This is a genomic window from Chryseobacterium sp. HNCC26DJ238 (assembly GCF_057180465.1).
The window spans coordinates 49,017-75,561 of the sequence record NZ_JBXUGI010000013.1; the positions used below are offsets into that span (position 1 = coordinate 49,017).

At 37.4% G+C, this 26,545-nt stretch carries 26 protein-coding genes and 1 pseudogene; 23 read left to right on the top strand and 4 right to left on the bottom strand.

Going from position 1 to position 26,545, the window contains the following annotated elements; genetic code table 11:
- Nucleotides 1–28: 28 nt before the first annotated feature.
- From AC2A07_RS13190 to AC2A07_RS13205, 4 genes are all read left to right on the top strand, one after another.
- A complete protein-coding gene (locus AC2A07_RS13190; protein WP_484050803.1) occupies nt 29–2,467 on the top strand; it encodes a hypothetical protein in 2,439 nt (812 codons plus the stop codon).
- A gap of 2 nt (nt 2,468–2,469) precedes the next feature.
- Nucleotides 2,470–2,694, top strand: a complete 225-nt coding sequence (locus tag AC2A07_RS13195; RefSeq protein ID WP_314494652.1) for a hypothetical protein — start codon at nt 2,470–2,472, stop codon at nt 2,692–2,694.
- A 73-nt stretch (nt 2,695–2,767) separates the two neighbouring features.
- Entirely contained in the window at nt 2,768–2,935 is a 168-nt protein-coding gene (locus AC2A07_RS13200) for a hypothetical protein (protein WP_484050804.1), read from the top strand.
- A gap of 48 nt (nt 2,936–2,983) precedes the next feature.
- A complete protein-coding gene (locus tag AC2A07_RS13205) occupies nt 2,984–3,397 on the top strand; it encodes a hypothetical protein (protein ID WP_484050805.1) in 414 nt (137 codons plus the stop codon).
- Nucleotides 3,398–3,859: 462 nt separating this feature from the next.
- Here AC2A07_RS13205 and AC2A07_RS13210 read toward each other — a convergent pair.
- Nucleotides 3,860–4,266 (bottom strand): annotated as a pseudogene (locus AC2A07_RS13210) (XRE family transcriptional regulator).
- A gap of 298 nt (nt 4,267–4,564) precedes the next feature.
- Between AC2A07_RS13210 and AC2A07_RS13215 the strand changes: the two are divergent.
- From AC2A07_RS13215 to AC2A07_RS13240, 6 genes are all read left to right on the top strand, one after another.
- A complete protein-coding gene (locus tag AC2A07_RS13215; protein WP_484050806.1) occupies nt 4,565–5,107 on the top strand; it encodes a hypothetical protein in 543 nt (180 codons plus the stop codon).
- A 13-nt stretch (nt 5,108–5,120) separates the two neighbouring features.
- Entirely contained in the window at nt 5,121–5,774 is a 654-nt protein-coding gene (locus AC2A07_RS13220; protein WP_484050807.1) for a hypothetical protein, read from the top strand.
- A gap of 3 nt (nt 5,775–5,777) precedes the next feature.
- Complete coding sequence (locus AC2A07_RS13225; protein ID WP_484050808.1) at nt 5,778–6,548, top strand: sensor histidine kinase; 771 nt, start codon at nt 5,778–5,780, stop codon at nt 6,546–6,548.
- A complete protein-coding gene (locus tag AC2A07_RS13230) occupies nt 6,545–7,189 on the top strand; it encodes a response regulator (protein ID WP_314494670.1) in 645 nt (214 codons plus the stop codon). The genes AC2A07_RS13225 and AC2A07_RS13230 overlap by 4 nt, the downstream gene beginning before the upstream one ends.
- 236 nt (nt 7,190–7,425) lie before the next feature.
- Nucleotides 7,426–8,271 carry a caspase family protein gene (locus AC2A07_RS13235; protein WP_484050809.1) on the top strand — a complete coding sequence of 282 codons (846 nt, stop codon included), beginning with the start codon at nt 7,426–7,428 and terminating at the stop codon, nt 8,269–8,271.
- Between the two features lie 68 nt (nt 8,272–8,339).
- Nucleotides 8,340–9,347 (top strand): trypsin-like serine peptidase, encoded by a 1,008-nt coding sequence (locus tag AC2A07_RS13240; RefSeq protein WP_484050810.1) that lies wholly within the window; start codon nt 8,340–8,342, stop codon nt 9,345–9,347.
- A 112-nt stretch (nt 9,348–9,459) separates the two neighbouring features.
- On the opposite strand, the gene AC2A07_RS13245 is transcribed toward AC2A07_RS13240, so the two are convergent.
- The 3 genes from AC2A07_RS13245 to AC2A07_RS13255 all read right to left on the bottom strand — a co-directional run bounded on the left by AC2A07_RS13245 (nt 9,460) and on the right by AC2A07_RS13255 (nt 11,349).
- Entirely contained in the window at nt 9,460–9,909 is a 450-nt protein-coding gene (locus tag AC2A07_RS13245) for a GNAT family N-acetyltransferase (protein ID WP_484050811.1), read from the bottom strand.
- Nucleotides 9,902–10,525 (bottom strand): ribosome biogenesis GTP-binding protein YihA/YsxC, encoded by a 624-nt coding sequence (gene yihA / locus AC2A07_RS13250; protein WP_484050812.1) that lies wholly within the window; start codon nt 10,523–10,525, stop codon nt 9,902–9,904. Before yihA ends, AC2A07_RS13245 begins: the two co-directional genes overlap by 8 nt.
- Nucleotides 10,526–10,587: 62 nt before the next feature.
- Nucleotides 10,588–11,349 carry an alpha/beta fold hydrolase gene (locus tag AC2A07_RS13255; protein WP_314494680.1) on the bottom strand — a complete coding sequence of 254 codons (762 nt, stop codon included), beginning with the start codon at nt 11,347–11,349 and terminating at the stop codon, nt 10,588–10,590.
- A 273-nt stretch (nt 11,350–11,622) separates the two neighbouring features.
- On the opposite strand from AC2A07_RS13255, the gene mraZ reads away from it, so the two are divergent.
- From mraZ to ftsA, 13 genes are all read left to right on the top strand, one after another.
- A complete protein-coding gene (gene mraZ / locus AC2A07_RS13260; protein ID WP_484050813.1) occupies nt 11,623–12,081 on the top strand; it encodes a division/cell wall cluster transcriptional repressor MraZ in 459 nt (152 codons plus the stop codon).
- A gap of 16 nt (nt 12,082–12,097) precedes the next feature.
- Nucleotides 12,098–12,991, top strand: a complete 894-nt coding sequence (gene rsmH / locus AC2A07_RS13265; protein WP_484050884.1) for a 16S rRNA (cytosine(1402)-N(4))-methyltransferase RsmH — start codon at nt 12,098–12,100, stop codon at nt 12,989–12,991.
- A gap of 72 nt (nt 12,992–13,063) precedes the next feature.
- Complete coding sequence (locus AC2A07_RS13270) at nt 13,064–13,429, top strand: FtsL-like putative cell division protein (protein WP_314494685.1); 366 nt, start codon at nt 13,064–13,066, stop codon at nt 13,427–13,429.
- Nucleotides 13,413–15,404: a penicillin-binding transpeptidase domain-containing protein gene (locus tag AC2A07_RS13275; protein WP_484050814.1), complete on the top strand. Its 1,992-nt coding sequence runs from the start codon at nt 13,413–13,415 to the stop codon at nt 15,402–15,404. Before AC2A07_RS13270 ends, AC2A07_RS13275 begins: the two co-directional genes overlap by 17 nt.
- 91 nt (nt 15,405–15,495) lie before the next feature.
- Entirely contained in the window at nt 15,496–16,956 is a 1,461-nt protein-coding gene (locus tag AC2A07_RS13280) for a UDP-N-acetylmuramoyl-L-alanyl-D-glutamate--2,6-diaminopimelate ligase (protein WP_484050815.1), read from the top strand.
- A 35-nt stretch (nt 16,957–16,991) separates the two neighbouring features.
- A complete protein-coding gene (locus tag AC2A07_RS13285; protein WP_484050816.1) occupies nt 16,992–17,255 on the top strand; it encodes a four helix bundle protein in 264 nt (87 codons plus the stop codon).
- Nucleotides 17,256–17,379: 124 nt separating this feature from the next.
- The gene (gene mraY / locus AC2A07_RS13290; protein ID WP_314494693.1) at nt 17,380–18,621 is read left to right on the top strand and encodes a phospho-N-acetylmuramoyl-pentapeptide-transferase; all 1,242 of its coding nucleotides are present in this window, start codon (nt 17,380–17,382) and stop codon (nt 18,619–18,621) included.
- Nucleotides 18,622–18,692: 71 nt separating this feature from the next.
- Nucleotides 18,693–20,021, top strand: a complete 1,329-nt coding sequence (murD, locus tag AC2A07_RS13295) for a UDP-N-acetylmuramoyl-L-alanine--D-glutamate ligase (protein ID WP_484050817.1) — start codon at nt 18,693–18,695, stop codon at nt 20,019–20,021.
- A 48-nt stretch (nt 20,022–20,069) separates the two neighbouring features.
- The gene (locus AC2A07_RS13300) at nt 20,070–21,308 is read left to right on the top strand and encodes an FtsW/RodA/SpoVE family cell cycle protein (RefSeq protein WP_314494696.1); all 1,239 of its coding nucleotides are present in this window, start codon (nt 20,070–20,072) and stop codon (nt 21,306–21,308) included.
- A gap of 76 nt (nt 21,309–21,384) precedes the next feature.
- Nucleotides 21,385–22,488, top strand: a complete 1,104-nt coding sequence (gene murG / locus AC2A07_RS13305; RefSeq protein WP_484050818.1) for an undecaprenyldiphospho-muramoylpentapeptide beta-N-acetylglucosaminyltransferase — start codon at nt 21,385–21,387, stop codon at nt 22,486–22,488.
- 42 nt (nt 22,489–22,530) lie between these two features.
- Nucleotides 22,531–23,889 (top strand): UDP-N-acetylmuramate--L-alanine ligase, encoded by a 1,359-nt coding sequence (gene murC / locus AC2A07_RS13310; protein WP_484050819.1) that lies wholly within the window; start codon nt 22,531–22,533, stop codon nt 23,887–23,889.
- A 191-nt stretch (nt 23,890–24,080) separates the two neighbouring features.
- Complete coding sequence (locus AC2A07_RS13315) at nt 24,081–25,049, top strand: cell division protein FtsQ/DivIB (RefSeq protein WP_484050820.1); 969 nt, start codon at nt 24,081–24,083, stop codon at nt 25,047–25,049.
- Nucleotides 25,050–25,137: 88 nt separating this feature from the next.
- Nucleotides 25,138–26,520: a cell division protein FtsA gene (gene ftsA / locus AC2A07_RS13320; protein WP_484050821.1), complete on the top strand. Its 1,383-nt coding sequence runs from the start codon at nt 25,138–25,140 to the stop codon at nt 26,518–26,520.
- Nucleotides 26,521–26,545: the final 25 nt, after the last annotated feature.

The following is a 26,545-nucleotide window of genomic DNA, read 5'->3' on the forward strand; positions in this document are numbered from 1 at the left end:
ATGAGCCAAAAGCTAAAAGCAAAAAATTATGACTTACGAAGAATATTTAAATGAAATAGAAGATTTTGATGATATTACAAAGCAGGATCTTATCTCAGATTTTCAAAACCTTCTCCCGTTAGATAATCCCTCTATAATGCAACAAATGGGATATAATGGTTTTCAGAATTTTTTGAAAACTGAAAATAATGCAGGTGTCTTGCAACTTGGCGAAAGCTTTAGGGGAATGAATAATGTGAGCCCGCTGTTAGCAATGAAGTTTAAAAATCAAAAATCGAAAGAAATATCAGATAAATATTTTATTGATGCTTTTAAAGATCAATATGATGATTTTGATATTATAATTGATCCGGGGTGTACAGTAAATGAAGAATTTCTCAAACAAAATTTCACAAAGAAAACTTTTAACTACTTTATAGATGATGACGGTAAAAAGGGAGAAACAAGTGGAGATACTAAAGTTAACTTTATAATATTTATTACTAAAGACGAGAATAAGATTAAGGAAGCTTACCAATGTTTAAAACCGAGCAAAAATGAGATTATACTTTTTATTGAAGATAACACAGGAGATAATAACGGTCAGCTCATTTTAGCTAAAACAGATGAAAGTGTAAAAAAAGTTTTTAAGCAGGTAAACCAAAGAACGCTGAATGATTATAAGCCTTTTCATGATATGCAGGGAATCCTGAAGCTTGATTATAAAGACTGGATAGCTTTAATTTTGAATGGAAGACTGGAAGGAAAGCAACTTGCTGTTGAAGATATCATCGGAAGTTTATTGAATGTAATAAAGACATTTTTCTTGCCTTCTAAAGCATTAGGATGGATTTTAAACAAAATAGGTGACGGAATAGATTACCTAAAAATATCGGATACAATTTGGGATACACAATCTGATGACTATTTTTTTGAAAAAAAGAATATTACGAGTTTTTTCACAATTGATAATGCACCACTCGCACAATTGAAAAAAGCTATAGTAAACGATCAAACCAAAACAGAATGGAACGATTTGCTGCCTAACTTTATTTCTGATAATGCTGAAATATATATAGGTAAACTTGAGAATGTGATAGGCAACTACAATACGTATGTAACACGTCAGATAGAAGCAATCTATAGCTTTCAGGAACAGGCAGAACCCATAATAGATATTCTGAATATTAAAGAGTCGATAGCATTTTGGGTAGGAATGTGGAACGGATTGGTCGATTTTGTTTCTTCAATTTTCAAATTTGCGGGAATGATTTTAGAAGCGCCATTCGAAATTTTTGATAACTTTGACAAAGTTGTAGATGGAATAAGCCAACTGTTTTCTTCACTGAGTAATATTGATATTTCTGATGAATTGGTAAAAGCGTATGCCAATATAAAGAAATATCTCAGCGAGAAAGATTCGGGCGATGTAGATTGGATTAGGGTAGCTTATATTTCAGGATTTGGCTTAATGTTTATCTTAACATTTTTTATCCCTTATGCCAATGTTGCAAAGCTTGCAAGTATCGGCAAGTTTGGTAAATTGGGAGTAATTATTGCAGAGGTTTTAGAGGGAACGGGAAAAGTATTAGGTAAGGTAACACAGGCTGTAACCCGAGAAGCCAAAGAAATAGCAAAAGATATTTGGAAAGCACTGACTTCTTTAATGGAAATCCTTAAACGTGGTGGGGCTAAACTACAAGAGATTTTTGAGAAAGTTTCAAAAGCAATAATAGATTGGTTTTTAAATAATGGAGATAAATTTAGTAAAGTAAAAGAACTGCTAAATTTAGGGATAAGTAAAAATGTTATTGAAACACTTAATAAAGCTGGATTATCCATTCGGAAAAAAACTTCGATAGTTTTGGGTAGCACAGGAGGTCTACCTTCTAATATTTTTCATGTAATCCATAAGGATGTTAGCATTTTTAAAGGGACAGCAAAAGAAGTAGCAGAGTTAGCCAAAAAGCTCGAAAACATGAGTAAAGAAGCTGCAGAGAAATATTTGGATGATTTGTTAGAGAAATATTTAGATGATTATATTAATTCTCAAAATTTTGCATTTAGAAAATTAGGTTATATTTATAACCACACATTTAATATTGCCCAAGATGGAACTAAAGAGATTTATCATTATCTAATAATTAATGGTGAGAAAAAAGTGCAGGGGTTTTCTACTATTTCTAAAGATGGTGTTTTATTTAATGTTTTTGAAGTCACAGAACAACAAAAAGAAATTTCTACAGCAATGTATAAATTATTGGATAAAATAGGATTTGAAAAAGTAGAAGCAAGTTATGGTTCTGGTTCTTTAGGAACTAATTATAAAGAATTTATGAAAGTTTATAATATTTCTCACGATGCCGAAGCTGCCGCCTTTGCTACGCCGGCTGGCAAAGGATTAAATAAGGCTTTAAATAATAAATTTAAACCTGTTGATATAGTGATTACAACAGATAACGTGAAGATGTACTGGATAAAAAAATAAATATGAAACAAATAACAATTAAAAAAAATGAAAATGAAGGATTGAATATTTTAAAAGTATTATCTATCTTTCGTGATAAAAATTTAATATCTTCTTTAGAAGAAATGGCTCATTACATGGAAATGTATAAAAATGATGATAGGATTATTATAAAATCTGGTGAAAACAATCTGGATGATATTACTAGAGTTCTTAAAAATGAAAATGTCAATTTTGAAATTGAATAATCATTTTATAATAATCATAATACCAGTCGACAGTCGGAAGATTTTTCTTCCGACTTTTTTGTCATTTTTATACGTGAAACTAAAGAAGGTCACCTTACAAGGAAAGTCATTTACAAAATCTACCAATAATGGAAAAACTATTTTTGAAGTCAACAATAGTCCTATTCTAAAAATAGAAACTACTCCTACAACATTTCATATGTTTATAGATAAAGATTCTTTTATTGACTATGGAACTTAAAATGAAAGCAGTCTTTGGGTTGCTTTTTATTTTAAAAAAAGATTAATTATGAAATATTTTGGATTTGTAAAAGAGCATGACGATCATAATGCTTCTAAAAGTATACATGATTTAATTATAGATGGTAATTCTATAAATGACAAGAGGAAAGAAACTTTGGAGTATCTACAGAAGGGAGTTTTAGCAGTACCACAGAGGGGTTCTGTTGATGACGCAAAAGACCCTCTATTTGGAACAGATAATTATGATGATGATAATTTTATTGCCTATTATGCTTGTTACACAGATGGCATTTGGTTATGGCCACAATATATCATTGAATATATAAAGAAATATCCGCACATAAAGTTGGACTCTGATTTTGTAAAACACGTAATAAAAAATAAGGATAAAAAAATTACAGTTTCTGAAGAAGAATGTTCTAAAATTGAAAAAGAATATTACAAAAAGTTCTGGAAATAGTTTTATCAGGCTGTGATTTTAAAAGTAATATAACTCGGCAGAAATGGGAAAACTATTTTGAACCAAAATAGTCCTTCTGAAAATATAAAATCCTTTTAAGTCATTTTATATGTTTCTTTTCAAGAGTATGAAATTCACCAATTAAAGCAACCTTCGATGGGTTGCTTTTTTATATTCTAAATAGGAAAAAGTAATATAAGCTGTTTATAAATATCTTATAACGATATATACAAAACCTTAAAGTTTAAACACTAAGAAAAAAACAGATATTGCATTTTAAGGAATAAAATATCTGTCTATCATTGAAATAGCGATACACAAAAATTATCCTATTTTTTGGAAAAAGGTCAAATTCATAAAAACCACAAATCCAAGCCCAACTTATACATTAAAAAAAGCCCAGATTATAAAATCCAAGTCTTATTTTAGTATCGTGAGATAATTTATTACAAAATTTTAAAATTACTTGCCCTCTAAAAGAGTCTCCAGTCTTCCCATTATTGCATCTTTTTCCTTCAGCATTCGCTCATACAATTCTATTTTTTCTTCATGGAGCAAAACTAATTTTTCAATCGGATGAAAAGTGATTGTACCGTAATTAAAATTGCCGTAAGCGTTTTCACCAAAAGTATTTGAAATGATATTTACAGCCTGTTCCTCATCAAAGTTCTGAAACGCCTCTACAGGTATTTTTAGGACCTCAGAGATCTGATGAAGCGCGGATCAGCGATCACATCTTTCTGCTCAAGCAATGATACTTTCTTTTGATTCCAATCATCACCCAAGTCAAGCGCTAATGCTTCCTGTTTGATGCCCAGCATTTCTCTGAATCGTTTCAGGTTGCGTCCCTGGTGTACTTTGTATTCCATGTGTTTTTATTTATTGTTAAGGCAAAAAATCTGTCTTTGAGAGTCCGGAGAGTAAAGTTAATAATTTATCAGGTAAAATAATTAGTTTCAAATTTAAAATGTTTTAAAAACGATGTTTCGGAAATTTATTCCGATGGGCCAAAAGTGTCGGTGATAAAGGATTTTTAGGAATATTCTACGACTCAGGAATGTCCTTTAAATACTTTATCTCATGCTCAAATAAAAAACAGTGTTTTTCCTCTTTTGTATCTATCAGGAGTTAACTAATTTTGTTTCATAACCTTATAAATTTTTTCAGATGAAAACTCCTTTATTATGTAAGAATGTGAGTACATTGTTTGCTGTACTTATCCTGAGTATAATTGCGTTCGGCTTTATCCGTTGTACTCCACCTGCCACAGATAACAGTTACAGAAAGAAGCTCATCACCCATCAGGAAGCGAAAGTTCTTTTTGATGAATACACCAGAACCAATCACCGGGTGCTCACCGCATCCAGAAACGGGAATCCCGATTCCAGATGGTACTCATTTTCCATTGAAGAAATGGAAGGGTACATCAGGTATGTGAAGGAAAATGCTAAAAAACAAAACCTGAAAAATGTAGGGATCAAAATATACATGGGAAAATATCCCGCAGACTACCCGGTCAGTAAAATGGCAAAACCGGAATTTGCAGGTTATCAGACCGTATTTCTGATGCCAACTGCCAAAAGAGAGCGAACTGAAAAAAGAAGTCGGGGAACGGCAGACGAAAATGAAAAAATAGAGTCCATTCAGCCCATGAATATGACCAATCTTTCACCACCGCCCAACAGTGTATCAGCAAATTCCATGAACTGAAATTTGATCAACCATGGACTGGAACGCAGAATTAGGTAAACAGGTATCATTGGTCGTACTCGTCATCATGATGATTCTGATTGCTGCCCAATATCGGAAAATAGAAAAAGTCAACCTGTTTTTTTTCGCAGGATACTTCCTGCTGTCTTTAAACGATTTCTTTTTCTACTTCTTTTTTAAACTGACCAATCTGCCAACCGAGAAATACTACAGCATCTGTTTTGCAGTCGTTTTTCTGATGTACCTGGTCTACTATTATAAACTGCTGTATATCCCTTTGCTTAAGAAAATACAGATGATACTCCTGGGTTTGTTTTTTATAAATATTTTGGGAATGTCTCTGGTGGAGCATCAGTTTTTTCAGAATTTATCTTTTAATATGTTTTACATTAACATTCTGCTGCTGATATTTTCGGTTATTTTATTTCTTTACCAGACCTTCAATTCAGATAAAATATTTGAGATCAAAAATTATCTTCCTTTTTGGATTTCTGTCGGGTTGCTTATTTTTTACATCGATATTATTCCCATACTGTATTTCAGAACTACCGTATCGCAGGATATTTACTTTTTCTTTCTATTCCTGTTAAACCTCATTCACAACGGCGTCATTATCTTAGGGCTGTATTGGAATAAGCCGGATACCATTAAACCAATTGAATCATAAAACATGGATCAGAACAGATTGGTCATCATTTTTACGGTAACTCTCCTTATCATTGTTTTGACGATGATTTTCGTTTACGTGATTTTTATCCGGAAAAAAACCGTGCTTCTGATCGAGCGGAAAGAAAAAGATATGCGGTTTGAAAAAGAGCTCGCCATATCACAGATCGAGATGAAAGAGCAGACCCTCAACTATATCGGGCAGGAGCTGCATGATGATCTCGGACAGAAACTTTCTGTCGTTCGGTTGAGACATAATCAGCTGATGCCGAAACTTACCGGCGATGAAAAAGAAGAATTGAGAGAACTCAATGAGCTGTTAGGAGAATGCATTCAGGATATCAGGAATTTATCCAAAACGCTGATTACCGAACAGGTCTTTCACTTCGGTTTGACAGAGTCTATTGAAAGGGAAATTCAGAGAATCCAGAAATTACGGTTGCTGACCATTGTCTTTCACACTTCAAAGCACGATATTGAAATATCCCCAAAACACAGCCTGATTTTATTCAGGATCATCCAGGAAAGCATCAACAATATTTTAAAGCATTCACGAGCCAAAAATGTATCAATACAGCTGGATGACGGCCCGGATGAATTAAATATAACCATCACAGATAACGGAAGAGGTTTTGATACGGGTACTGCGAAGGACGGCTCAGGACTGAAGAATATGGAATTGAGGGCCAAACTGATCCACGCAGCATTTTCTATTCAGTCAAAACCTGAAGAGGGAACAAAAACATCCATAACCTATCATAAAAACGTATCATGAAAACAATCCCGATTGCTATTGTTGACGATCATACCTTAATGTCTAAAGCGTTAGAAAACATGATTGCAGAAAATCCCCGGTATAGGGTAGTGATGAATCATCCTGACGGCGAAAATTTCATTGCCGGTCTTGAAAATGTTTCCGTACTTCCCGCAGTAGTTTTGATGGACATTAATATGCCCTACAAAAACGGAATTGAGACTACTCAGTGGCTGACCGAAAATCATCCCGATATCAAAGTCATTGCACTGACGATGGAAGATGATGAGAAAGTACTGATCAAAATGCTGAAAGCCGGAGCGAAAGGATATCTGCTCAAAGATATGCAGCCTTCTGTACTTTTTCAGGCAATTGACACCGTATATGAAAAAGGGAGCTTCTACACCGATTTTGTTGCACAGAAACTTCTGAAAGTACAGACCGAGGATGCCAGGAATGCCTCTTTGCTCTCGGATCTGAAAGAAAGGGAAAAGGAGTTTATAAGATTGGCGTGCAGCGAGCTGACATATAAAGAAATTGCTGACAAAATGTGCCTCAGTCCCAAAACGATCGACGGATACAGAGACTCTGTTTTTGTAAAATTAGAAATAAAAAACAGGGTGGGGCTTGTGCTTTTTGCGTTAAAACATGATCTCTGCTGATCTTTAAAGATACTTATACATTTCTTCATAATATATTCAGTCCTCATCAATTTGTGATGGGGATTTTTTTATTTAATGCTGATTTCCAAATTTATTTAGGGTGCTTTTCCTGTGATAATTAAGGTTTTATCCTCTGTTTTTACATTAGGTAAATATCCAATTTTGTCATGTACAGTTAAGATACAGGCAGATCCCGAAAAGCCGGAACAGAGTAGGGGAATTTTAAAACAAATACAATGAAAAAAGCACTCATCGTAGGGATCAATGATTATGCTCCCATCGGATCAGGCGGACCGGATTTAAACGGATGCATCAATGACGCCCGTGACATGGCAAATACTTTGGTTATCTGTGGTTTCGCTCCTGCTCAGATCAGGATCCTCACCAATCAGAATGCCACCAGGGCCAATATTCTAAATTACCTGAAATCTCTGGTCAGCAGCAGTGTAAAAGGAGACTCTCTCGTGTTCTATTATTCAGGACACGGAACAAGAGTGGCCAACATCGGTGCAGATCTGGAAATTGACGGTTTGGACGAAGCAATCTGTCCGCACGACTATGCAGGAGCGGGAGTCATTAGGGATGATGATTTTAAAGCAGTCTTCAGCAAACTAAAAGCAGGAGTGAATCTTGAGGTTATTTTCGACTGCTGTCACTCCGGAACAGGAACAAGGAAAATGGATCTCGGACTGAGTATGGATTTTTCCTGTGAAGCTGCACGTTTCATTCCGCCTATGCTGGAAGACGAATTTTACATGACCTACGCCAAAGAAATTCCGTTATCAAAAAGTTCCAAAAAAGAATCGGTGCTGACCAAAGCTTTAGTACCTGTGGCAGGAATGAATCACACTTTATGGGCGGCCTCCAGAGATAACCAGGTTTCTATGGAAGGAAATATGAGCGGACAGGTCAGGGGATATTTTACCTACCATTTCTGCAAAATTTTACGGGCCACAAACGGTAATATTATCAGGAAGACGCTTGACAGTCAGATTGCTGTGGCATTAGCAGCGATGGGAGCGGAACAGCTCAACCAGACAGAAAGCGTAAGAGCAGAATTTTCGCAGAAAATATTTTCATAAAATAATAACCGGCGGAATCCGAAAAGCCGTTCAAAGAGTAGGAAAAACTGATTAAACACCAGATAATCATGTCTAATATTGAAAACAACAATCCAATGACTGCTGAAGAAGTTTTAAAACTTAAAACAATTAAAGCAAAATCAACTGAAAAACCAACGAACGAAAAAACAGTCGGCCAACAGCCTGAAATGGAAATCATTGACGGAAGATCTTACCCAAAGGGCATGAAGTCTTCAGGGATTACCATGAATGAAAAGTCTTCAGGAAGGGAAAACCTTGAAACCGATTATTTTTATCCGACTCACGCAGATTTCGAGTATCAGCCGAAACTGGAGCCAAAGAAAGACAGGAAACCCAAATTTATTGAGAGAGAAAATTTCCTGACAGCTGAAGGGGCAAAAACGATCTTTGGTCCGGATCAGAGAAGAGTATTCAATTCCACGGCCTATCCATGGCGCTGTGTCGGAAGAGTTGAGAGTCCTCTTGGAATTGCAAGCGGGGTGATGATTGGTCCGAGACATCTTCTGACCTGTGCTCATATTATCAACTGGAAACCGAATAACCAGACAGGATGGTTAAAGTTTACACCGATGTATTATAACGGAAGTGCACCTTATGGAAGTGCGTGGGGAATACAGACTTATTATAAGCATAAAGTTGCGGGTCCGACGATTGACGGTACAGAAGTGCAGTTTGACTATGTAGTTGTGGTTCTGGACCGCACTATCGGAAACAGTACCGGCTGGCTGGGATCAAAATCTTATTCCGATTCCTGGGACGGGCAGGCATCGTTCACTCATGCCGGTTATCCGGCAGATCTGACAGGTACTCAGAGGCCTACCTACCAGACTGGCATAGCCCTGGACGGTGATTTCTGGAGCGCAGATGACAATGAGAGTATTCAGCATAAAGCAGATATCTGGCCAGGACAGAGCGGTGGTCCTTTTTGGGCATACTGGAACGGTTCGCCTTATGCAGTAGCTACTCAAAGCGCACATAACCCGGATATTAACTTCGCAAGCGGAGGTTCAGATTTAGTAGGTCTCGTGACGAGAGCAAGAAACGAATATCCTTAAACATTATTCTCATTCATCAGTGGAGAGTCCGGTTTTTATAACGGGCTCTTTTTTTTTGTTGAATCGGCCTAAACAAAACAGCACCTTAAAAAAGTGCTGTTCAATAGTTGTATTATTTTCTAAACATCTCGGTGTGCGGAATGTTGTCTTCTAAATACTTTTTTCCGGTGTCTTCAAACCCAAAACCGGAATAAAATCTTAACAGGTAATCCTGTGCGGATATTCTGATCTGCGTTGTGTGAAACCGGTTTTCAATAGTTTCAACAGCGTACTGTATCAGCTGTTTCCCTAAGTTTTTTCCTCTTGCTCTTTCAGTCGTTAAAACTCTTCCGATGGAAGTTTCACCGTATTTTATTGCTTTATTGAAGATTCGGCAATAGGCTAAAACGGCGTTTTCCTGTTCTGCCCAGATGTGAATGGCCTTTTGATCATATCCGTCAAGATCAGGATACGGACAGTTCTGCTCTACAACAAAAACATCTACTCTTGCTTTGATAATCTCATAAAGTTCTGACGTTGTGATTTCGTCAAAGCTCTTTATTTTCCAGATAATATTACTCATTGAAAGTCACGCTGTTATTGGCTAAAAATTCATTGGTTTTATGAATGAAGCTTAAAATTTCATCGGTCCCCGTTTTCTTTTCGGCAGAGGTTACATAAATTTCGGGAAGGTCTTCCCAGGTTTTGTGAAGTTCAGTTTTATAATCTTCGACATTTTTTATGGTAATGTTCGGCTTCAGCTTATCTGCTTTGGTGAAAACAATTGAAAACGGTACTCCGCTTTCCCCACACCACTGGATAAATTCAAGATCGATCTTTTGAGGCGTATGACGGGAGTCGATCAGAACAAAAAGATTGACAAGGTTATTCCTGTTTAGTATATAATTGTTGATAAGCTTTTCAAAATCCCGTCTCATCACTTTTGAAACCTTGGCGTATCCGTATCCCGGTAAATCGGTAAGATACCAGCTTTCATTAATGATAAAATGGTTGATCAGCTGGGTTTTTCCCGGAGTTCCGGAAGTTTTTGCCAGATCCTTCCTGTTCAGCATTGCATTGATTAAGGATGATTTTCCTACGTTTGATCTTCCGATAAAAGCATATTCCGGCATGGTCCCTTCAGGGCATTCCTGCCATTTTCCGCTGCTTTTTACAAACTCCGCTGTTTTTATAACCATTTTCTTTTGATTTTATTTAGAAAAATAAACCATTAAGAAAGTCTTAATGGTTTACTGTTAATTTATATTTTATCCTTGACCCAGTTATACAGAATTTCGTTGAATTCGTCGGGTTTTTCCATCATCGCCGCATGTCCGCACTGATCAATCCAGAACAGGTCTGAATTGGGAATGAATTTGTGCATATCAATGGCAACTTCGGGAGGAGTTACATTATCCTGTTTTCCCCAGATCAGACAGGTTGGCCTTACGATCTTAGGAAGATCATTCAGCATGTTGTGTTTGATTGCACTCCTTGCAAGCATCACCGTTTTGATTCCTTTCATCCTGTCGTTCACCACGCTGAAAACTTCGTCAACCAAAGCTTCTGTAGCAACTGCGGGATCATAAAAAACCTCTTCTGCTTTCTTTCTTATATAGGAACGATCGTTTTTCCTCGGGAAACTGTCCCCGAACGCTCTTTCATATAAACCTGAACTTCCCGTAAGAACTAAATTTTTTACCACGTCAGGTCTTGCCAGCGTCAGAATAAGACCGACATGGCCGCCCATAGAATTTCCTACAATGGTGACTGGTTTTCCGATTTCGCTCTCAATAAATTTAATTACATATTTGGCGATCGTTGTCAGATTGGTATTGAGTACCGGCAAATCATAGATCGGAAGTTGAGGTACGTACACCTTAAATCCTTTCTCTGAAAAAAAATTCACCATCTTGTCAAAATTGCTCAACCCACCCATCAAACCGTGCAAAAGCACCAATGGATGTCCTTCCCCAGCTTCAATGAAGGTATATTTCTTATCTTTTTTTGTACTAAATATCATAAAATCGCTTTAATAAAGCATTGCAAAAATACAAATTATACACCAAAAAATTTTTGATATCTCTAATTTAAAATAAAAATAATATAAACCTACTTTTCTTGTAGGTTTTTTTAAAATTCTTTTTAGTATCCGCCGAATAGTAAGCTGTGTAAGTGTTTTCGTATCAATTGCTTAAACCTGTCTGGAAGGGTTTGATGTAAAACTTATTAACATTGAGTCAAAAAGTGGGAAAAAGTGGGAGCTTTTGGAAAAATTTGTATAATTTTGTCCCAAATGAGAAATTTCATTGGAACATATGAGTGCAAAATAGACGACAAGGGTCGCCTGAAAGTGCCTGCATCGCTGATCAAGCAGATGGAGAACTTTGAGGACAAAACCTTTGTGGTAAAGCGTTCTGTGTTTCAACCGTGTCTCGAAGTTTATCCTATGAAAGCATGGGATAAACTCATGGAAAAAATAAATAAGCTAAACAGATTCATTAAAAAGAATGCTGATTTCATCAGGATGTTTACTGCAGGGGTGAAAACTGTAGAATTAGACAGCGCCGGAAGACTGCAGATTTCAAAAGATCTTACACATTTCGCTGATCTTACGAAAGATATCGTGGTAACAAGTGCGGGTGAACTTTTCGAAATTTGGGATAAAGATGCCTATGAAAAGGTAATCGCAACGAACGAAGAAGATTTTGCAAGTCTGGCAGAAGATGTAATGGGCGCTTTTGACGAAGAATAAAACAACACTAATGAGCATATATCACAATCCCGTTTTATTGAAGCAAAGTGTGGATGATTTGGTGACGAATCCGGACGGAATATTTGTGGACTGCACATTTGGTGGTGGTGGTCATTCAAAAGAAATCTTAGACAGGCTTTCCGATAAAGGAAAGCTCTACGCATTTGACCAGGATCTTGATGCACTTAATAATGCAATCGATGATCCCAGGTTTACCCTGATCAATCAGAATTTCAGATTCCTGGAAAATTTCCTCATGATGCATGGTGCATCAAAGGTGGATGGCGTACTGGCAGACCTTGGAGTGTCATCTCACCAGTTCGATGAGGCGGCAAGAGGTTTTTCAACGAGAAACAATGCTCCGCTCGACATGAGAATGAATGTGATGCAGAGTCTCGATGCCAAAAAAGTGATCAACGAATATGAAGAGGAGGCACTGGCAGATATTTTCTTTTATTACGGTGAGCTGAGAGAAGCAAGAAAACTGGCAAGAGATATTGTGCGTCATAGAAAGATAAATGCGATCAATACAACGGAGGATCTGAAAAAACTTTTCAGCTTTCTTCCGCCGCATAAGGTGAATAAATTCTATGCACAGCTTTTCCAGGCAATAAGGATCGAGGTTAATCAGGAACTGGAAGTTCTTAAGGAAATGCTGGTACAGGCTTATAACGTTTTGAAACCCGGTGGAAGGCTGGTGGTCATTTCTTATCATTCGTTAGAGGACCGTCTCGTCAAGAGATTCCTGAAAAACGGAATGTTTGAAGGAGAGCCGCAACGGGATATCTACGGCAATTATGCAAAAGCATTCGAACTCGTAAAAATCAAAGCGATTATCCCTGATGATCAGGAGATTGAAGAAAACTCAAGAGCCAGAAGTGCTAAAATGAGAACAGGAATTAAATTATAAATAATGAGCAATGGGTAATGAGCAATGTATTAATATTTAAACATTACTGATTACCTGTCACTAATAAATAAATTGGCAAAGAAACCAACATACCGTCCTCAGAAAAGACTCACTTTTATAGATATAATAAAAGGGAATTTCCTCAACCGTGATGAGCTGACAACTCATTATAAATTTTTCCTGTTGATTTTTGTGCTGATGATGGGAATGATTTACTCTAATCACCTGGTGAACAAAAAAATTAAAATTGTAAACGCCTTAAAAGAAGAAACAGAAGAATATAAGTCTCGGAATGCCTACGCACAAAGTAAGCTGATCAAAGTAAAAATGGAATCTGAATTAGGGAAACAGGTTGCAGCAGACTCATTAATGACATTAGAAAGTCACCCTCACAAATTGTTAATAAAACTGGACAATACCGATGCAAAAGCAAAGTGAATACGATAACAAACGTAAGAAGACGTTGAGATGGGGCTACCTCTTTGCTGTGGGAGCTCTGTGCGTGTTTGTGCTATTCATAGGGAGAATCATTCTTCTGCAGAATACCAATGTTCAGGAGATCAAAGATGACTATATCAATAATAATTACCGGAATGCCACTTTAAAAGCAGCGCGTGGAAATCTTTATGCTTCTGACGGATCGATTCTGGCAACCACAGTGATGCGTTACGATGTCTTTCTTGATTTTAAAACAATGAAAGACACAGTGTATACCAACAACATTGGGGCGCTTACCGATTCTCTCAGTAAAATGTTTGGAAAACCGAGAGCTGATTTCAGAAAAAGATTTGACGAGCAGAGAAAAAAGAAAAACCAGTACTATTCCCTGGTAAAGGGATTGGACTTTGATGAATACGACAGGATCAGGAAGTTCCCGATCTTCAGGAGAGGTAAAAACAAAGGAGGCTTTATTGTCGACAGAAATTATAAAAGAGAACTGGCGACTTCCGAAATCGGAGCCGGAACAATAGGAATTGATAATGGAGTGGCCAAAGCAGGTCTTGAAGGGGCATTTTCAAAATATTTAACGGGAATTGACGGCAGCAGATATGAGCAGAGGGTAAATTCTTCCCAATGGAAACCCATCGACTTCTGGAAGGTAAATGAGCCTACGGACGGTCAGGATGTGTACACGACTTTAGATCTTAGAATTCAGGATATTGCACACTCGGCTCTAGAAAAGCAGCTGATCAATTTTGAAGCGAAACACGGCACAGTAATCGTAATGGAAGTGGAAACAGGAAAAGTTCGTGCCCTGGTGAATCTGAGAGAGACCGAACCTGGAGTTTATGAAGATGCGTACAATTATGCCCTCAAAGATAATATTGAGCCGGGTTCTACCTTTAAAACGATTTCACTGCTGGCAGCAATGGATGACGGATTTATCGATGAAAATACGACGGTCAATGTAGGAAACGGAGTATGGACTTACGCCAAACAGAGAATTTCTGACGGTCACGGTGGCGGAACCTACGAGATCAGTGATGTGCTGGCCAAATCAAGCAACGTAGGGACAGCCAAGCTGATCACTAAATATTATGCAGAAAAACCACAGATTTTCCTTGATCACCTGAGACGATGGAAATTGTTTGATAAAATGGATATCGAACTTCCAGGAATCACAAAACCGAGAATTCTAACTCCAAAAAGCAAATCCTGGAATGCAGCGACTTTAGCTTCGATTTCTTACGGATATGCAACGAATATTAATTTACTGCAGCTCACCACATTCTATAACGGAGTTGCCAATAACGGAAAAATGCTGAAACCCCTTTTCATTGATAAGATAATGAAAGACGGGAAAACTATATTTGAAGCGAAGGAAGAGGTGATCGTAAAGAAGATGGCATCAGACAAAGCCATTCAAATGATGACCAGCGCTCTGACAAAAGCTGTGGAAAAAGGAACAGGGAAAAGTATATTTACTCCTAACCTTAAAATGGCAGGAAAGACGGGAACCGCAAGATTTGAATACTGGTTGCCGGGACCGATGAAATACAGAGCTTCATTTGCGGGATTTTATCCGGCAGACAAACCTAAGTATACCTGCTATGTCATGATTAGTGAGCCGAATGTTTCAAAAGGATTTTATGGAGGGACGGTTTCTGCTCCCGTATTTAAAGAGATTGCAGGGAAAACTTTCCTGAAGACTCCTCAGAATGTTGAAAAAGAAATGCTTGTCGACAGAAAGGTCAACCTCAATAAAATGGTAGAACCTAATGTAAAAGTAGCGGTCAACAATAAACAGATGCCGGCTGTAGTCGGGCTGATCGGTAAAAACGTCATCCCTCAGCTGGAAAATTTGGGATATCGCGTAGATTTTAAAGGAGTGGGAAGAATCAAGGAACAGTTTCCACTTGAAGGGACTACGATAAGCAAAAATCAGAGAATTTATCTTTCTCTGCAGAATTAAAAAAATCCCGGAGGAATAAGCCGGGAGAAAACAGAATAAAATCCTGTGAAATTGAATATTCATCAGGAATTAAAATAAACGCATCAAAGACATGCAGTTAGTAGAATTATTAAACAGAATTCCGGTAGTAGAAATTCATGGTGATAACAGCCGTGAAGTTTCTGAATTGGTTTTTGACAGCAGAAAAGTTACAGAAGACTCATTGTATATCGCATTGAGAGGAACGGTTGCGGATGGTCATTCGTTTATCACATCTTCCATAGAAAAAGGGGCAAAAACTATAGTATGTGAAGAACTTCCTGAGCATTTGGAAGAAAGCATTACATATATTAAAGTAAAAGATTCCTCTAGAACCCTGGGACATCTGGCATCTAATTTTTATGGAAATCCTTCTGAAAAATTGAAACTGATCGGTGTTACCGGAACCAATGGAAAAACATCTGTATCGACTTTGCTTTTTGATGTCTTTAAAAATTTAGGCTACGATTCGGCTTTACTGTCGACCGTAGAAATCAGAATTGGGGAAGAAGTTATACCCGCAACACATACCACTCCGGATGTGATTACGGTTAATCAGATTCTGGCCAAAGCGGTTGATCAGGGTTGTGAATTTGCTTTCATGGAAGTCAGTTCACACGGAATTGCCCAAAACAGAATTGAAGGTCTTACTTTCAAAATTGCAGGGTTTACCAATCTTACCCACGATCATCTGGATTATCATAAAACCTTTGATGAATATCTGAAAATCAAGAAAAGATTTTTTGATGAACTGAATGAAAATGCGGTTGCCATCACCAATGTAGATGATAAAAACGGGAATGTGATGCTGCAGAACACCAGGGCTGCTAAAAGATCATATGCCTTAAAAACAATGGCAGATTATCATGGGAGAACTCTCGAAGTTGATTTTAACGGAATGCTGTTAAATTTCAACGGAAAAGAATTCTGGACGACCTTAACAGGGAAATTCAATGTCTACAACCTGCTTCTTGTTTTCGGGATCGTCTCTGAACTGGGTTTCCAACAGGATGAGATCCTTCAGGCAATCAGTACGCTGAAAAGAGTTTCAGGAAGATTTGAAACCTTTAGGTCCGACGGTGGAATTTTCTTCATCGTAGATTACGCCCACACTCCTGACGCCTTGGAAAATGTGTTAGACAGTATCAATGATATCAGAACAAAAAACGAAAGGCTGATTACCGTTTTTGGTTGCGGAGGCGACAGAGACCACTCAAAAAGACCTGAAATGGGGAAGATTGCTAGTAAAAAATCTACTCTTGCGATTATCACTTCAGATAATCCGAGAACGGAAGACCCGAATCAGATCATTAAAGAAATTGAAGCAGGTGTTGAACCACAGAACTTCAGCAAATACACATCAATCCCTGACAGAAGAGAAGCTATCAAAATGGCCATCAAATTCTCGGAGCCGAAAGATATCGTTCTCGTCGCCGGAAAAGGTCACGAAAACTACCAGGAAATCAATGGTATAAAACATCATTTTGACGATAAGAAGGTGATTAATGAGCTGTGGAAGCTGATGAGTAAATAGTATAATTATAAAAGATCATTGATAAATCATAATTGATGGATTTTAATCAAATTTTTGCTGCTAGAACAAAGCACTTGGCAGTATCAATTATAAATGAATTATCAGAATTACCGTATTCGGATAAAGTTTCGGTAATAAGAAAACAAATATTTAGATGTTCAAGTTCGGTCGCTGCGAATTATAGAGCAATGTGCAGAGCAAGATCAAACAAAGAAAAATATGCTAAACTATGTATTGTGGTTGAGGAAGCAGACGAGACAGTATTTTGGTTAGAAGTTATAGAAGAGGTTAAATTATGAAAAACGTAGAAGTATTGGATTCTTTTAAGATAGAAGCTGAGGAAATTTTAAAAGTAACATCAAGCTATAAGAAAAAAATAGGATCAGATTTATAGAATCAATTATCAACTATCAATCATCATTTATGCTATATTATCTATACGAATATTTAACAGGTCAGGGCATTCACATTCCGGGAATGGGATTGATGAGGTACATCTCTTTCCGTGCCGGGATGGCGGTATTACTGTCTTTGACCATCGCCCTTATTTACGGAAAAAGCATCATCAATTATCTGAGAGGAAAACAGATGGGCGAGTTGGTTCGTGATTTAGGGCTGGACGGACAAAAACAGAAGGAAGGTACTCCTACGATGGGAGGCTTCATCATTATCATAGCAACGTTGATACCTGTACTGCTATTTACGAGAATTACCAATATCTATATTGTCCTTCTGATAGTAACGGTGATATGGATGGGATCGATCGGTTTTTTAGATGATTATCTGAAAAAGATCAAGAAAAACAAAGATGGGTTAAGCGGAAAATTCAAGATTGTAGGACAGGTTGGTTTAGGATTAATTATCGGAGTTACCATGTATTTCCACCCTGATATTACTGTTAAAAGAAAATATGCGGATGCAAAAGTAGTCAACCGGAATAATGTAGAACAAAATTTCATGCCTACGGAGAAAATTACCGTTTCTACTGTCCCTTTTGCTAAAAATAACGAGTTTGATTACAGTGGAGTTTTATTTTGGATGAGTGATGAAGATGCTCACGAATGGGCGTGGATTGTTTTTATCCCGATTGTCATTTTCATCGTTACAGCCGTATCAAACGGAGCCAATATCACTGATGGAATTGACGGTCTTGCAGCCGGAACGAGTACCGTTATCTTACTGGCGCTGGCGTTTTTTACCTACGTTTCCGGGAACATCATCTTTGCGGATTATCTCAATATTATGTTCCTTCCCAATATGGGGGAGACAACGATTTTTGTCGTTGCGATGGTGGGAGCAGTCATCGGATTTTTCTGGTACAACACGTATCCCGCGCAGGTATTTATGGGGGATACCGGAAGTTTGATGCTGGGAGGCGTAATTGCTGTCCTGGCAGTTATTTTAAGAAAAGAATTGATGATCCCTGTACTTTGCGGAATTTTCTTAATAGAGAATGTTTCGGTGATGCTTCAGGTAATTGTTTTTAAATACAGAAAAAGAAAATTTGGGCTTGAATATGCCCAGAACAACAGATTGTTTAAAATGTCTCCTCTGCATCATCATTATCAGAAAGACGGTTTTCACGAGAGTAAAATCGTTAACAGGATGATTATTATCGGAGTGATGTTAGCAATTGTATGTCTCATCACATTGAAAATGAGATAGGATTAATTTAAAATTGAAAAATTAAAAGTAGGTAATCATTAATTTTTCAATCATTAAATCAAAACAGAATTATGAAAATAGTTGTTTTAGGAGGAGGGGAAAGCGGTTGTGGTGCTGCTTATCTGGCTAAGAAGAAGGGTCTGGAAGTATTTCTTTCAGATAAAGGAGCTATTAAAGATCACTACAAGCAGTTTCTTACGGAAAACGGAATTGATTTTGAAGAAGGAAACCACGATGAAGCAAGAATCTTAAACGCTGACTGGATTGTAAAAAGCCCGGGAATCCCGAAAAAGGCAGATATGATTCATAAAATTAATATGAAGGGAATAAGAGTTTCTTCGGAAATAGAATTTGCTTCAGAATTTACCAATGCCAAGATCATAGCCATCACCGGAAGCAACGGGAAAACAACGACCACTTCACTCATTTATTATATCCTGAAAAGTGACGGAATGAATGTAGGGCTGGGTGGAAACATCGGGTACAGTTTTGCAAAACAGGTGGCTGATGAAAATCACGAATACTATGTTCTGGAAGTAAGTTCTTTTCAGTTGGATGATATTCAGAATTTCAGACCTTATATTTCATTGTTGCTGAATCTGTCCAAAGATCATTTGGATCAGTATAATTATAATTATGAGGAATATGCTCTTGCTAAATTCAGAATAGCTGAAAATCAGGAGAATGATAATTTTTTCATCTACAATAAAGATGACGAGATGAGTAAAAATATTCTGGAAAAATTTGAAATCAAAGCGAAGATGATCCCTTTTTCTACAGCTGAAAAACTGACTGAAGGAGGATTTATTGATGATGATAAGCTAATCGTTAAACTGGAAGACAAATTTTCAATGAAGCTTGAAGAACTGTCTCTAATGGGAAACCATAATGTTGCCAACAGCTTAGCTGCATCAATCGCAGGTAAAATATTGGAGATCAGCAATGAAAGCATCAGGAATTCTTTGATGACTTTTCAGGCAGTTGAGCACAGGCTTGAGTTTGTATCTGAAATAGATGGGGTAAAATACATCAACGACAGCAAAGCAACAAACGTTAATGCAGCGTATTACGCATTGGAAAGCATGAAAACACCAACGGTATGGATTGTTGGCGGGCAGGACAAAGGAAATGACTACTCTGAAATTGAGAATCTGGTTAAAAGAAAAGTAAAAGCAATTGTTTGCTTAGGAATCGATAACCATAAAATTATAGATTTCTTTAAAGATAAAAAAGAATATATATATGATACTTCCAGTATGGAAGAAGCGGTAAAAATCTCAAAATCTTTAGCTCAGAACGGCGATACAGTTTTACTGTCACCGTGTTGTGCAAGTTTTGATCTATTCAAAAACTATGAAGACCGCGGCAATCAGTTTAAGGAACAGGTTTTAAAAAAATAAAAGACTCCATACTCCCTTTTCTTTGGAGAGGGTCGGGGTGAAGATATTATGAACGAACAATACACAGAAAGCAAATTTGAATATCTGAAGGGTGATAAAGTACTTTGGATGGTCATTATTGTGATCTCCATTTTCTCTATTTTTCCGGTGTATTCGGCAAGTTCAAATCTGGAATACATTGTTAATAACGGAACCACGACAGGACACGTTATGAAGCACATGTTTTTTGTGATCTTAGGATTGGTCATCATGAGGTTTGTCGGAGTGGTCAAATATGAATACATCGGCAAGCTGAGCAGTATCCTGCTTGGTTTAATGATTGTCCTGCTGATCATAACAATGTTTACCGGACAGACGATAGACGGGGCGAGTGCTTCCAGATGGCTGAAGATTCCGGGAACACCGATTTCATTCCAGCCTTCTTCATTTGCCTTTCTGATGCTGATTATTTACCTGTGCAGATATTTAACTAAAAAGATTACCAGGGAAAGAACTGTCGGAGAGAATGTAGGCTTTATTTTCGGGCCGATTTTACTGGTTTTTGTATTGGTTGCAAAAGATAACGGTTCTACGGCATTGATGATCTTAATGGTTTCGGTAATCGTTTTAATCATCGGACAGCTTCACTGGAAGTACATTGCAGGGTTTATTTCATCATCATTTGTGGCAATAGTCCTGTTTTTATTGGTCGCTTTAAATACCAATCTGATTGGTGGGAACCGGGTACATACATGGATGAGCCGTGTAGAAACATTTACCTCAAGCAAAGCGAAAAGTGCAGATGTAGATGATGAAAGTGTAAAGGCCAAAAATTATCAGGTTATGCAGGCAAAAGCTGCGATCGTTCATGGAGGAATTACAGGAATGGGACCGGGTAAAAGTGCTTTGAAACAAATGCTTCCGCAATCGGCATCTGATTTTATTTTCGCAGTTATTGTTGAAGAATATGGTGCAATAGGAGCAGTTTTTCTGATCAGTATGTATCTCATCATGATTATCAGAATAGTGATGATTGCAAGTAAGATGCCCGCATTTTTTGGTTCGTTGCTTGTGCTCAGTCTCGGGGTGATGATTTTTGTACAGCTGGCGGTTAATATTGCCGTTGCCGTTAATCTGATACCGGTGACCGGCCAGCCGCTGCCCCTGATAAGTTACGGTGGGACATCGATGTTGGTGACATATTTACAGTTAGGAATTATTTTAAACATAAGCTCAAGAATCCAGATCTATGATGAGGAAGGAATGGGCAAAAAACAAAGCATCGTCGAAATTAATGATATAGCATAAATATAAAATATAAATGATAATTTATAATTGATTTTCATATCGCTTATCAATCATCATTTATCTATAATAAAAAAATATGAACAAAAAACTAAAAATATTATTGAGCGGTGGCGGAACCGGAGGACACATCTTCCCGGCCATTGCTATTGCAGACGAGATCAGAAAAAGATTTCCTGATGCTGAATTTTTGTTCATTGGTGCCAACGGAAAAATGGAAATGGAAAAAGTTCCGCAGGCAGGATATCATATCGAAGGGATTGACATTGCCGGAATTGACAGAGGAAATATGCTGTCTAATTTGAGCCTGCCTTTCAAAATTTTAAAAAGTTTGTCTAAGTCCAGAAGGATAATCAAAAGTTTTGCTCCTGACTTAGCGATTGGGACTGGTGGTTTTGCAAGCGGACCTGCCTTATATGAAGCAGGCAAATTGGGAATTCCTATTTTTATCCAGGAGCAGAATGCACATGCAGGCGTTACAAATAAAATTTTAAGTAAAAAAGCAAAAGCTGTATTCACAGCCTACCCAAAAGTAGATGGTTTCCCACATGAAAAAATAAAATTTCTCGGAAATCCTATTCGTTCAGCGATCATTTCAGGAATGCAGGAAACTTCTCAGGCAAAAGAAAAAATGGGTTTAGATAAAAATAAACTCACTATTCTGTCAGTCGGAGGTTCTTTAGGTTCAAGAACATTAAACAATGGCTGGAAAGAGAATTTAGATAAATTAAAAGATAAAGATTATCAGTTAATCTGGCAGACAGGAAGGTTGGACTACAGTGAGTTAAGCAATGCATCTCAAATCTCAGATCTCAAATCTCAAATCCAAATCAATGAATTCATCAAAGATATGGAAACTGCCTATTCAGCAGCAGATGTCATTGTTTCCAGGGCAGGGGCGATTGCCATTTCAGAGCTGGCGGTAGCGCAGAAGCCTGTTTTGTTGGTTCCGTTCCCTTTCGCAGCAGAAGATCATCAAACCAAAAATGCGATGAATCTGGTTGAAAAAAATGCAGCACGCATGGTAAGAGATTCTGAAATGCAGGAAAAGTTCTGGAATACATTATCAGAAATCTGTGAAAATGAAAATGTAAGAAAAGAAATGTCTGACAATCTGAAATATTTCGCCAAACCCAATGCGGCAAAAGAGATTGTCGATGAGATTTTTAAAATAATTAAATAAAAAGGCTTCGGCAGGCTCAGCCTTAGTTATTAGGATAATAAAATGAACAGATTAGAAACATATCAGAATTTTTACTTCGTCGGGATCGGAGGTATAGGGATGAGTGCTTTGGCGCGTTATTTCCATGCTTCAGGCAAAAAAGTTTTGGGCTATGATAAAACCAAGACAAAACTGACGGCAGCTTTGATGAGCGAAGGAATTGATATTGTTTTTGAAGATATCACTGATGATAAGATCGCTTCACTGCAAATCGAAAATACGTTGGTCATCTATACTCCGGCAATCAAAAAACTGGGAATTTTAGATTACTTTAATGAGAAGAAGTTTGAAGTGATTAAACGCGCAAAAGTTTTAGGGCTTATAACCGAAAACACAAACTGTATTGCAGTTGCCGGAACTCATGGAAAGACAACTACATCGACTTTGGTTTCACATTTGTGCAAAGAAGCCGATTTGCCTTTTTCATGTTTTTTAGGGGGGATCTCAGAGAATTTTAAATCAAATTTTCTGTATAATGGTACACAGCTTTCTGTGGTGGAAGCCGATGAATATGACAGAAGTTTTCTCAGCCTCTCACCGGACTGGGCGGTAATTACTTCCACTGATGCAGATCATTTGGACATTTATGGAGACAGGAATACGATTGAAGAAGGTTTCAGGCAGTTTGCGGCGTTGGTTCCGGAAGATAAACAGCTTTTTGTAAGAAAAGGTATTGATATCGGAAGATCGCACAAAACCTATGCAGTTAATGAAGAAGCTGATTATTATTCAGATAATCTTCGGATGGATTATGATAAAATCTATTTTGATTTTCATACGCCAACTGAAACCGTCACTGATTTTGTATGGGACATTCCCGGAATTCACAATGTTGAAAATGCAACGGTGGCGTTGGCAATCCTTCATGAGTTAAGAGTTGATTTTGAAACTTTGAAGAAAGCAATTGCCGGCTTTAAAGGAATTAAAAGAAGATATACAAAGCATATTTATCCGGGAGGTAAAATATATATTGATGATTATGCACACCATCCTACAGAAATTAATGCGGTGGTGGGCTCTATCAAAACATTTTACCCGGATAAAAAACTTTTGGTGGTTTTTCAGCCGCATCTGTTCAGCAGAACGAGAGATTTTGCAGATGGATTTGCTGAAAGCTTGAGCAATTCTGAAGAGTTGATTTTGCTCGATATTTATCCTGCAAGAGAACTTCAGGAGAATTTTGAAGGGATTACTTCAGATTGGTTACTGGAGAAGGTGAATCTGGATAAAAAAGAAACTTCAAATCTATCTGAAGCATTTAATAAAATAAAAGAAAAAGAATTTGATATCTTACTGACGATTGGTGCGGGAAATATTGATACCCTGTACGACCCGGTTTGTGAGTGGTTACAAAGTGTTTAATTGAACACAGAGTGCGCAGAGATGCTTTTGAATGCGAATGAGGTTTCACAGAGCCGCTTCGCTTATAAAAGCAGATTTCTGAAAGTGACAGATTGATAAAACGGTTAATACCTCTTATTGGCAAGACAGCTTTGAAATAATAAATAAGAGGTATTATAAAAAATTTGAACTTCATGTTCAAAAATAATAGAATGAAAAACAAATACAGAATTTTAAAAATTGCCGTCACAGTGATCATCCTCGGATTCCTGCTGAGTTTCTCGTTAAAGAAATTCAGTGATCAGAAGATTACGGATAGTAAAATTTCTGTAAAGATGAATGAGAAAACACCGGTTTACTTCATTGATGAAAAAGATATTAAACAACTTGTCATCAAAGAAAATCCATCGGGGAAGGTGGGGAGCTTAAACATTCCTGAACTGGAAAAGATGATCAATGCTCTGCCGGCTGTTGACAGCGCAAATGTTTATTTAAATTTAAACGGAAAATTAAATTTGGATATCAGACAGCGGGTTCCTGTTTTCAGATTAAATTATGATGGAAAGGACTTTTATGTGGATGAAAAAGGAACTGAATTTCCTATTTCAAGAACCTATTCTCATCCATGCATGCTTGTGACGGGTGATGTCAAAAAAGATGAATATGAAAAACTGGCAGAATTGGTTGATAAGATTGACAAAGATGATTTCAGTAAAAAATATTTTATTGGAATTTCAAAATACAAGGACAGCTACAATCTTCTGACCAGTGAAGGCAATTATAAAGTAGAGATTGGAGATTTAGATAATATTGAGCTCAAAGTAAAAGGTTTCAAAACGTTTGTTGAGAAATACCTAGTGTTTCAGGATCCTCAGAAGTATAAAATGATTTCTGTAAAATATCAGAATCAGATTGTTACAACGCTGAATCCTAATTTTAAGGAAAATGACAGTATTCTGAAAGCCGGTCATAAAGATTTAGCTAAGACACCGGCTGTTGCGGCTCCGGTCAGAAAAGCTGAAGTTAACCTGAAACCATTGGTTAAAAAGGCGAATTCAGTTTCGTTAAAGCCAAAAGAAAGTGCAAAACCGAAAGCGGTGATCAAACAGAAGGAGAAGAAGAAAACTTCGGTTCAGACTCCGGCAGTAAAAAAGACCAAAGCAAAAGTCAAAATAGAGTAAAGCTGAAATTTTCAAGGCACAGATTAAAATATATAGGTGATGAACCTTTTAAAATAAATAAGTAATCAATCAAATCGATATAAAAACAATGGAAAATCAAGAGTATTCAGTAGGTCTTGACATCGGGACAACCAAGATTGTCGCCATTGTCGGAAGGAGGAATGCACACGGGAAAATAGAGATTCTCGGTGTTGGTAAGGCCAAAAGTCTTGGAGTTCATAAAGGTATTGTGAATAATATTTCACAGACCATCAACTCTATTAAGGCAGCAGTATCAGAAGCACAGTCGAGTGCAGGCGTTCCGATACACAAAGTTACTGTGGGTATTGCTGGAAAGCACATCCGTTCTCTGCAGCATTCAGATTACATCATGCGTGAGAATCCGGACAGGTTCATCACAGATGATGATATCGAAGCACTGAAAGACCAGGTTAAAAAACTGGTTATGTTACCGGGCGAAGAAATTATTCATGTTCTTCCACAGGAATACAAGGTGGATTCTGAAGGGGAAATTCAGGAACCTGTAGGAATGCACGGAAAACGTCTGGAAGCTAATTTCCATGTGGTCGTTGGCCAGATGGGAAGTATCAGAAACATCGCACGATGTGTGAGAGAAGCAGGTTTGGAAATGGAGGCTCTTACCCTGGAACCTTTAGCATCTTCTGAAGCTGTTTTAACCAAAGAAGAAAAAGAAGCAGGAGTAGCCATTGTAGATATCGGTGGCGGTACTACAGATATTGCTATTTTTAAAGATAATATCATCCGACATACCTGCGTCATCCCTTACGGAGGGGGAATTATTACAGAAGATATCAAAGAAGGCTGTTCAATTATAGAAAAACATGCCGAGCAGCTGAAGGTTAAATTTGGTTCAGCCGTACCTGAACTGGAAAAGGACAGCACATTTGTAACAATTCCGGGACTTCATGGAAGACCTGATAAGGAAATTTCACTTAAAACTTTAGCGCAGATCATCAATGCCAGGGTTGAAGAAATTCTGGAAATGGTGAATACTGAATTAAAGGCATACGGAGCATTTGAACAAAAGAAAAAACTGATAGCAGGAATCGTTCTGACAGGAGGTGGATCTAATCTGAAGCATCTGCGTCAGCTGGCAAATTATACGACGGGATTCGACAGTAGAATTGGTTTCGCAAATGAATACATTGCAAACGATAAAAACCAGTATCTTAAAGGACCGGAATTTGCAACATCAATCGGTTTACTGATGGAAAGTCTGAAAATAAGAGATAAAAAAACGGTTGCTGCAGAAGAAGAAACAGAAATAGAGGTTGAGGCTAAAGTTGAGCAAAACCAACTGCAGACCAATGTTTCTGAATCTCAGGCTCCGGAAGTACAGCAGGCAGAAGAAGAGTTCAAAGCTCCTGTAAAAACAGCAAGACCTCAAAAGCCTACTTTTGGACAGTCTCTGATGGAAAAAGTGAAAAAATTCTTTGAAGAAGTAGAATAATCATAAAGGATAAAAGATTAATGAT

Excerpts from the sequence above, each read along its gene's own strand:
- AC2A07_RS13300 (WP_314494696.1), top strand. The coding sequence starts at position 20,070 with ATGAACGAACAATACACAGAAAGCAAATTTGAATATCTGAAGGGTGAT.
- AC2A07_RS13220 (WP_484050807.1), top strand. The coding sequence starts at position 5,121 with ATGGACTGGAACGCAGAATTAGGTAAACAGGTATCATTGGTCGTACTC.
- AC2A07_RS13215 (WP_484050806.1), top strand. The coding sequence starts at position 4,565 with ATGAAAACTCCTTTATTATGTAAGAATGTGAGTACATTGTTTGCTGTA.
- AC2A07_RS13285 (WP_484050816.1), top strand. The coding sequence starts at position 16,992 with ATGGATTTTAATCAAATTTTTGCTGCTAGAACAAAGCACTTGGCAGTA.
- AC2A07_RS13230 (WP_314494670.1), top strand. The coding sequence starts at position 6,545 with ATGAAAACAATCCCGATTGCTATTGTTGACGATCATACCTTAATGTCT.
- AC2A07_RS13245 (WP_484050811.1), bottom strand. The coding sequence starts at position 9,909 with ATGAGTAATATTATCTGGAAAATAAAGAGCTTTGACGAAATCACAACG.
- ftsA (WP_484050821.1), top strand. The coding sequence starts at position 25,138 with ATGGAAAATCAAGAGTATTCAGTAGGTCTTGACATCGGGACAACCAAG.
- AC2A07_RS13315 (WP_484050820.1), top strand. The coding sequence starts at position 24,081 with ATGAAAAACAAATACAGAATTTTAAAAATTGCCGTCACAGTGATCATC.
- AC2A07_RS13235 (WP_484050809.1), top strand. The coding sequence starts at position 7,426 with ATGAAAAAAGCACTCATCGTAGGGATCAATGATTATGCTCCCATCGGA.
- murD (WP_484050817.1), top strand. The coding sequence starts at position 18,693 with ATGAAAATAGTTGTTTTAGGAGGAGGGGAAAGCGGTTGTGGTGCTGCT.
- mraZ (WP_484050813.1), top strand. The coding sequence starts at position 11,623 with ATGAGAAATTTCATTGGAACATATGAGTGCAAAATAGACGACAAGGGT.
- AC2A07_RS13275 (WP_484050814.1), top strand. The coding sequence starts at position 13,413 with ATGCAAAAGCAAAGTGAATACGATAACAAACGTAAGAAGACGTTGAGA.
- yihA (WP_484050812.1), bottom strand. The coding sequence starts at position 10,525 with ATGGTTATAAAAACAGCGGAGTTTGTAAAAAGCAGCGGAAAATGGCAG.
- AC2A07_RS13190 (WP_484050803.1), top strand. The coding sequence starts at position 29 with ATGACTTACGAAGAATATTTAAATGAAATAGAAGATTTTGATGATATT.
- AC2A07_RS13195 (WP_314494652.1), top strand. The coding sequence starts at position 2,470 with ATGAAACAAATAACAATTAAAAAAAATGAAAATGAAGGATTGAATATT.
- murC (WP_484050819.1), top strand. The coding sequence starts at position 22,531 with ATGAACAGATTAGAAACATATCAGAATTTTTACTTCGTCGGGATCGGA.
- AC2A07_RS13280 (WP_484050815.1), top strand. The coding sequence starts at position 15,496 with ATGCAGTTAGTAGAATTATTAAACAGAATTCCGGTAGTAGAAATTCAT.
- murG (WP_484050818.1), top strand. The coding sequence starts at position 21,385 with ATGAACAAAAAACTAAAAATATTATTGAGCGGTGGCGGAACCGGAGGA.
- mraY (WP_314494693.1), top strand. The coding sequence starts at position 17,380 with ATGCTATATTATCTATACGAATATTTAACAGGTCAGGGCATTCACATT.
- AC2A07_RS13255 (WP_314494680.1), bottom strand. The coding sequence starts at position 11,349 with ATGATATTTAGTACAAAAAAAGATAAGAAATATACCTTCATTGAAGCT.
- AC2A07_RS13225 (WP_484050808.1), top strand. The coding sequence starts at position 5,778 with ATGGATCAGAACAGATTGGTCATCATTTTTACGGTAACTCTCCTTATC.
- AC2A07_RS13240 (WP_484050810.1), top strand. The coding sequence starts at position 8,340 with ATGTCTAATATTGAAAACAACAATCCAATGACTGCTGAAGAAGTTTTA.
- AC2A07_RS13205 (WP_484050805.1), top strand. The coding sequence starts at position 2,984 with ATGAAATATTTTGGATTTGTAAAAGAGCATGACGATCATAATGCTTCT.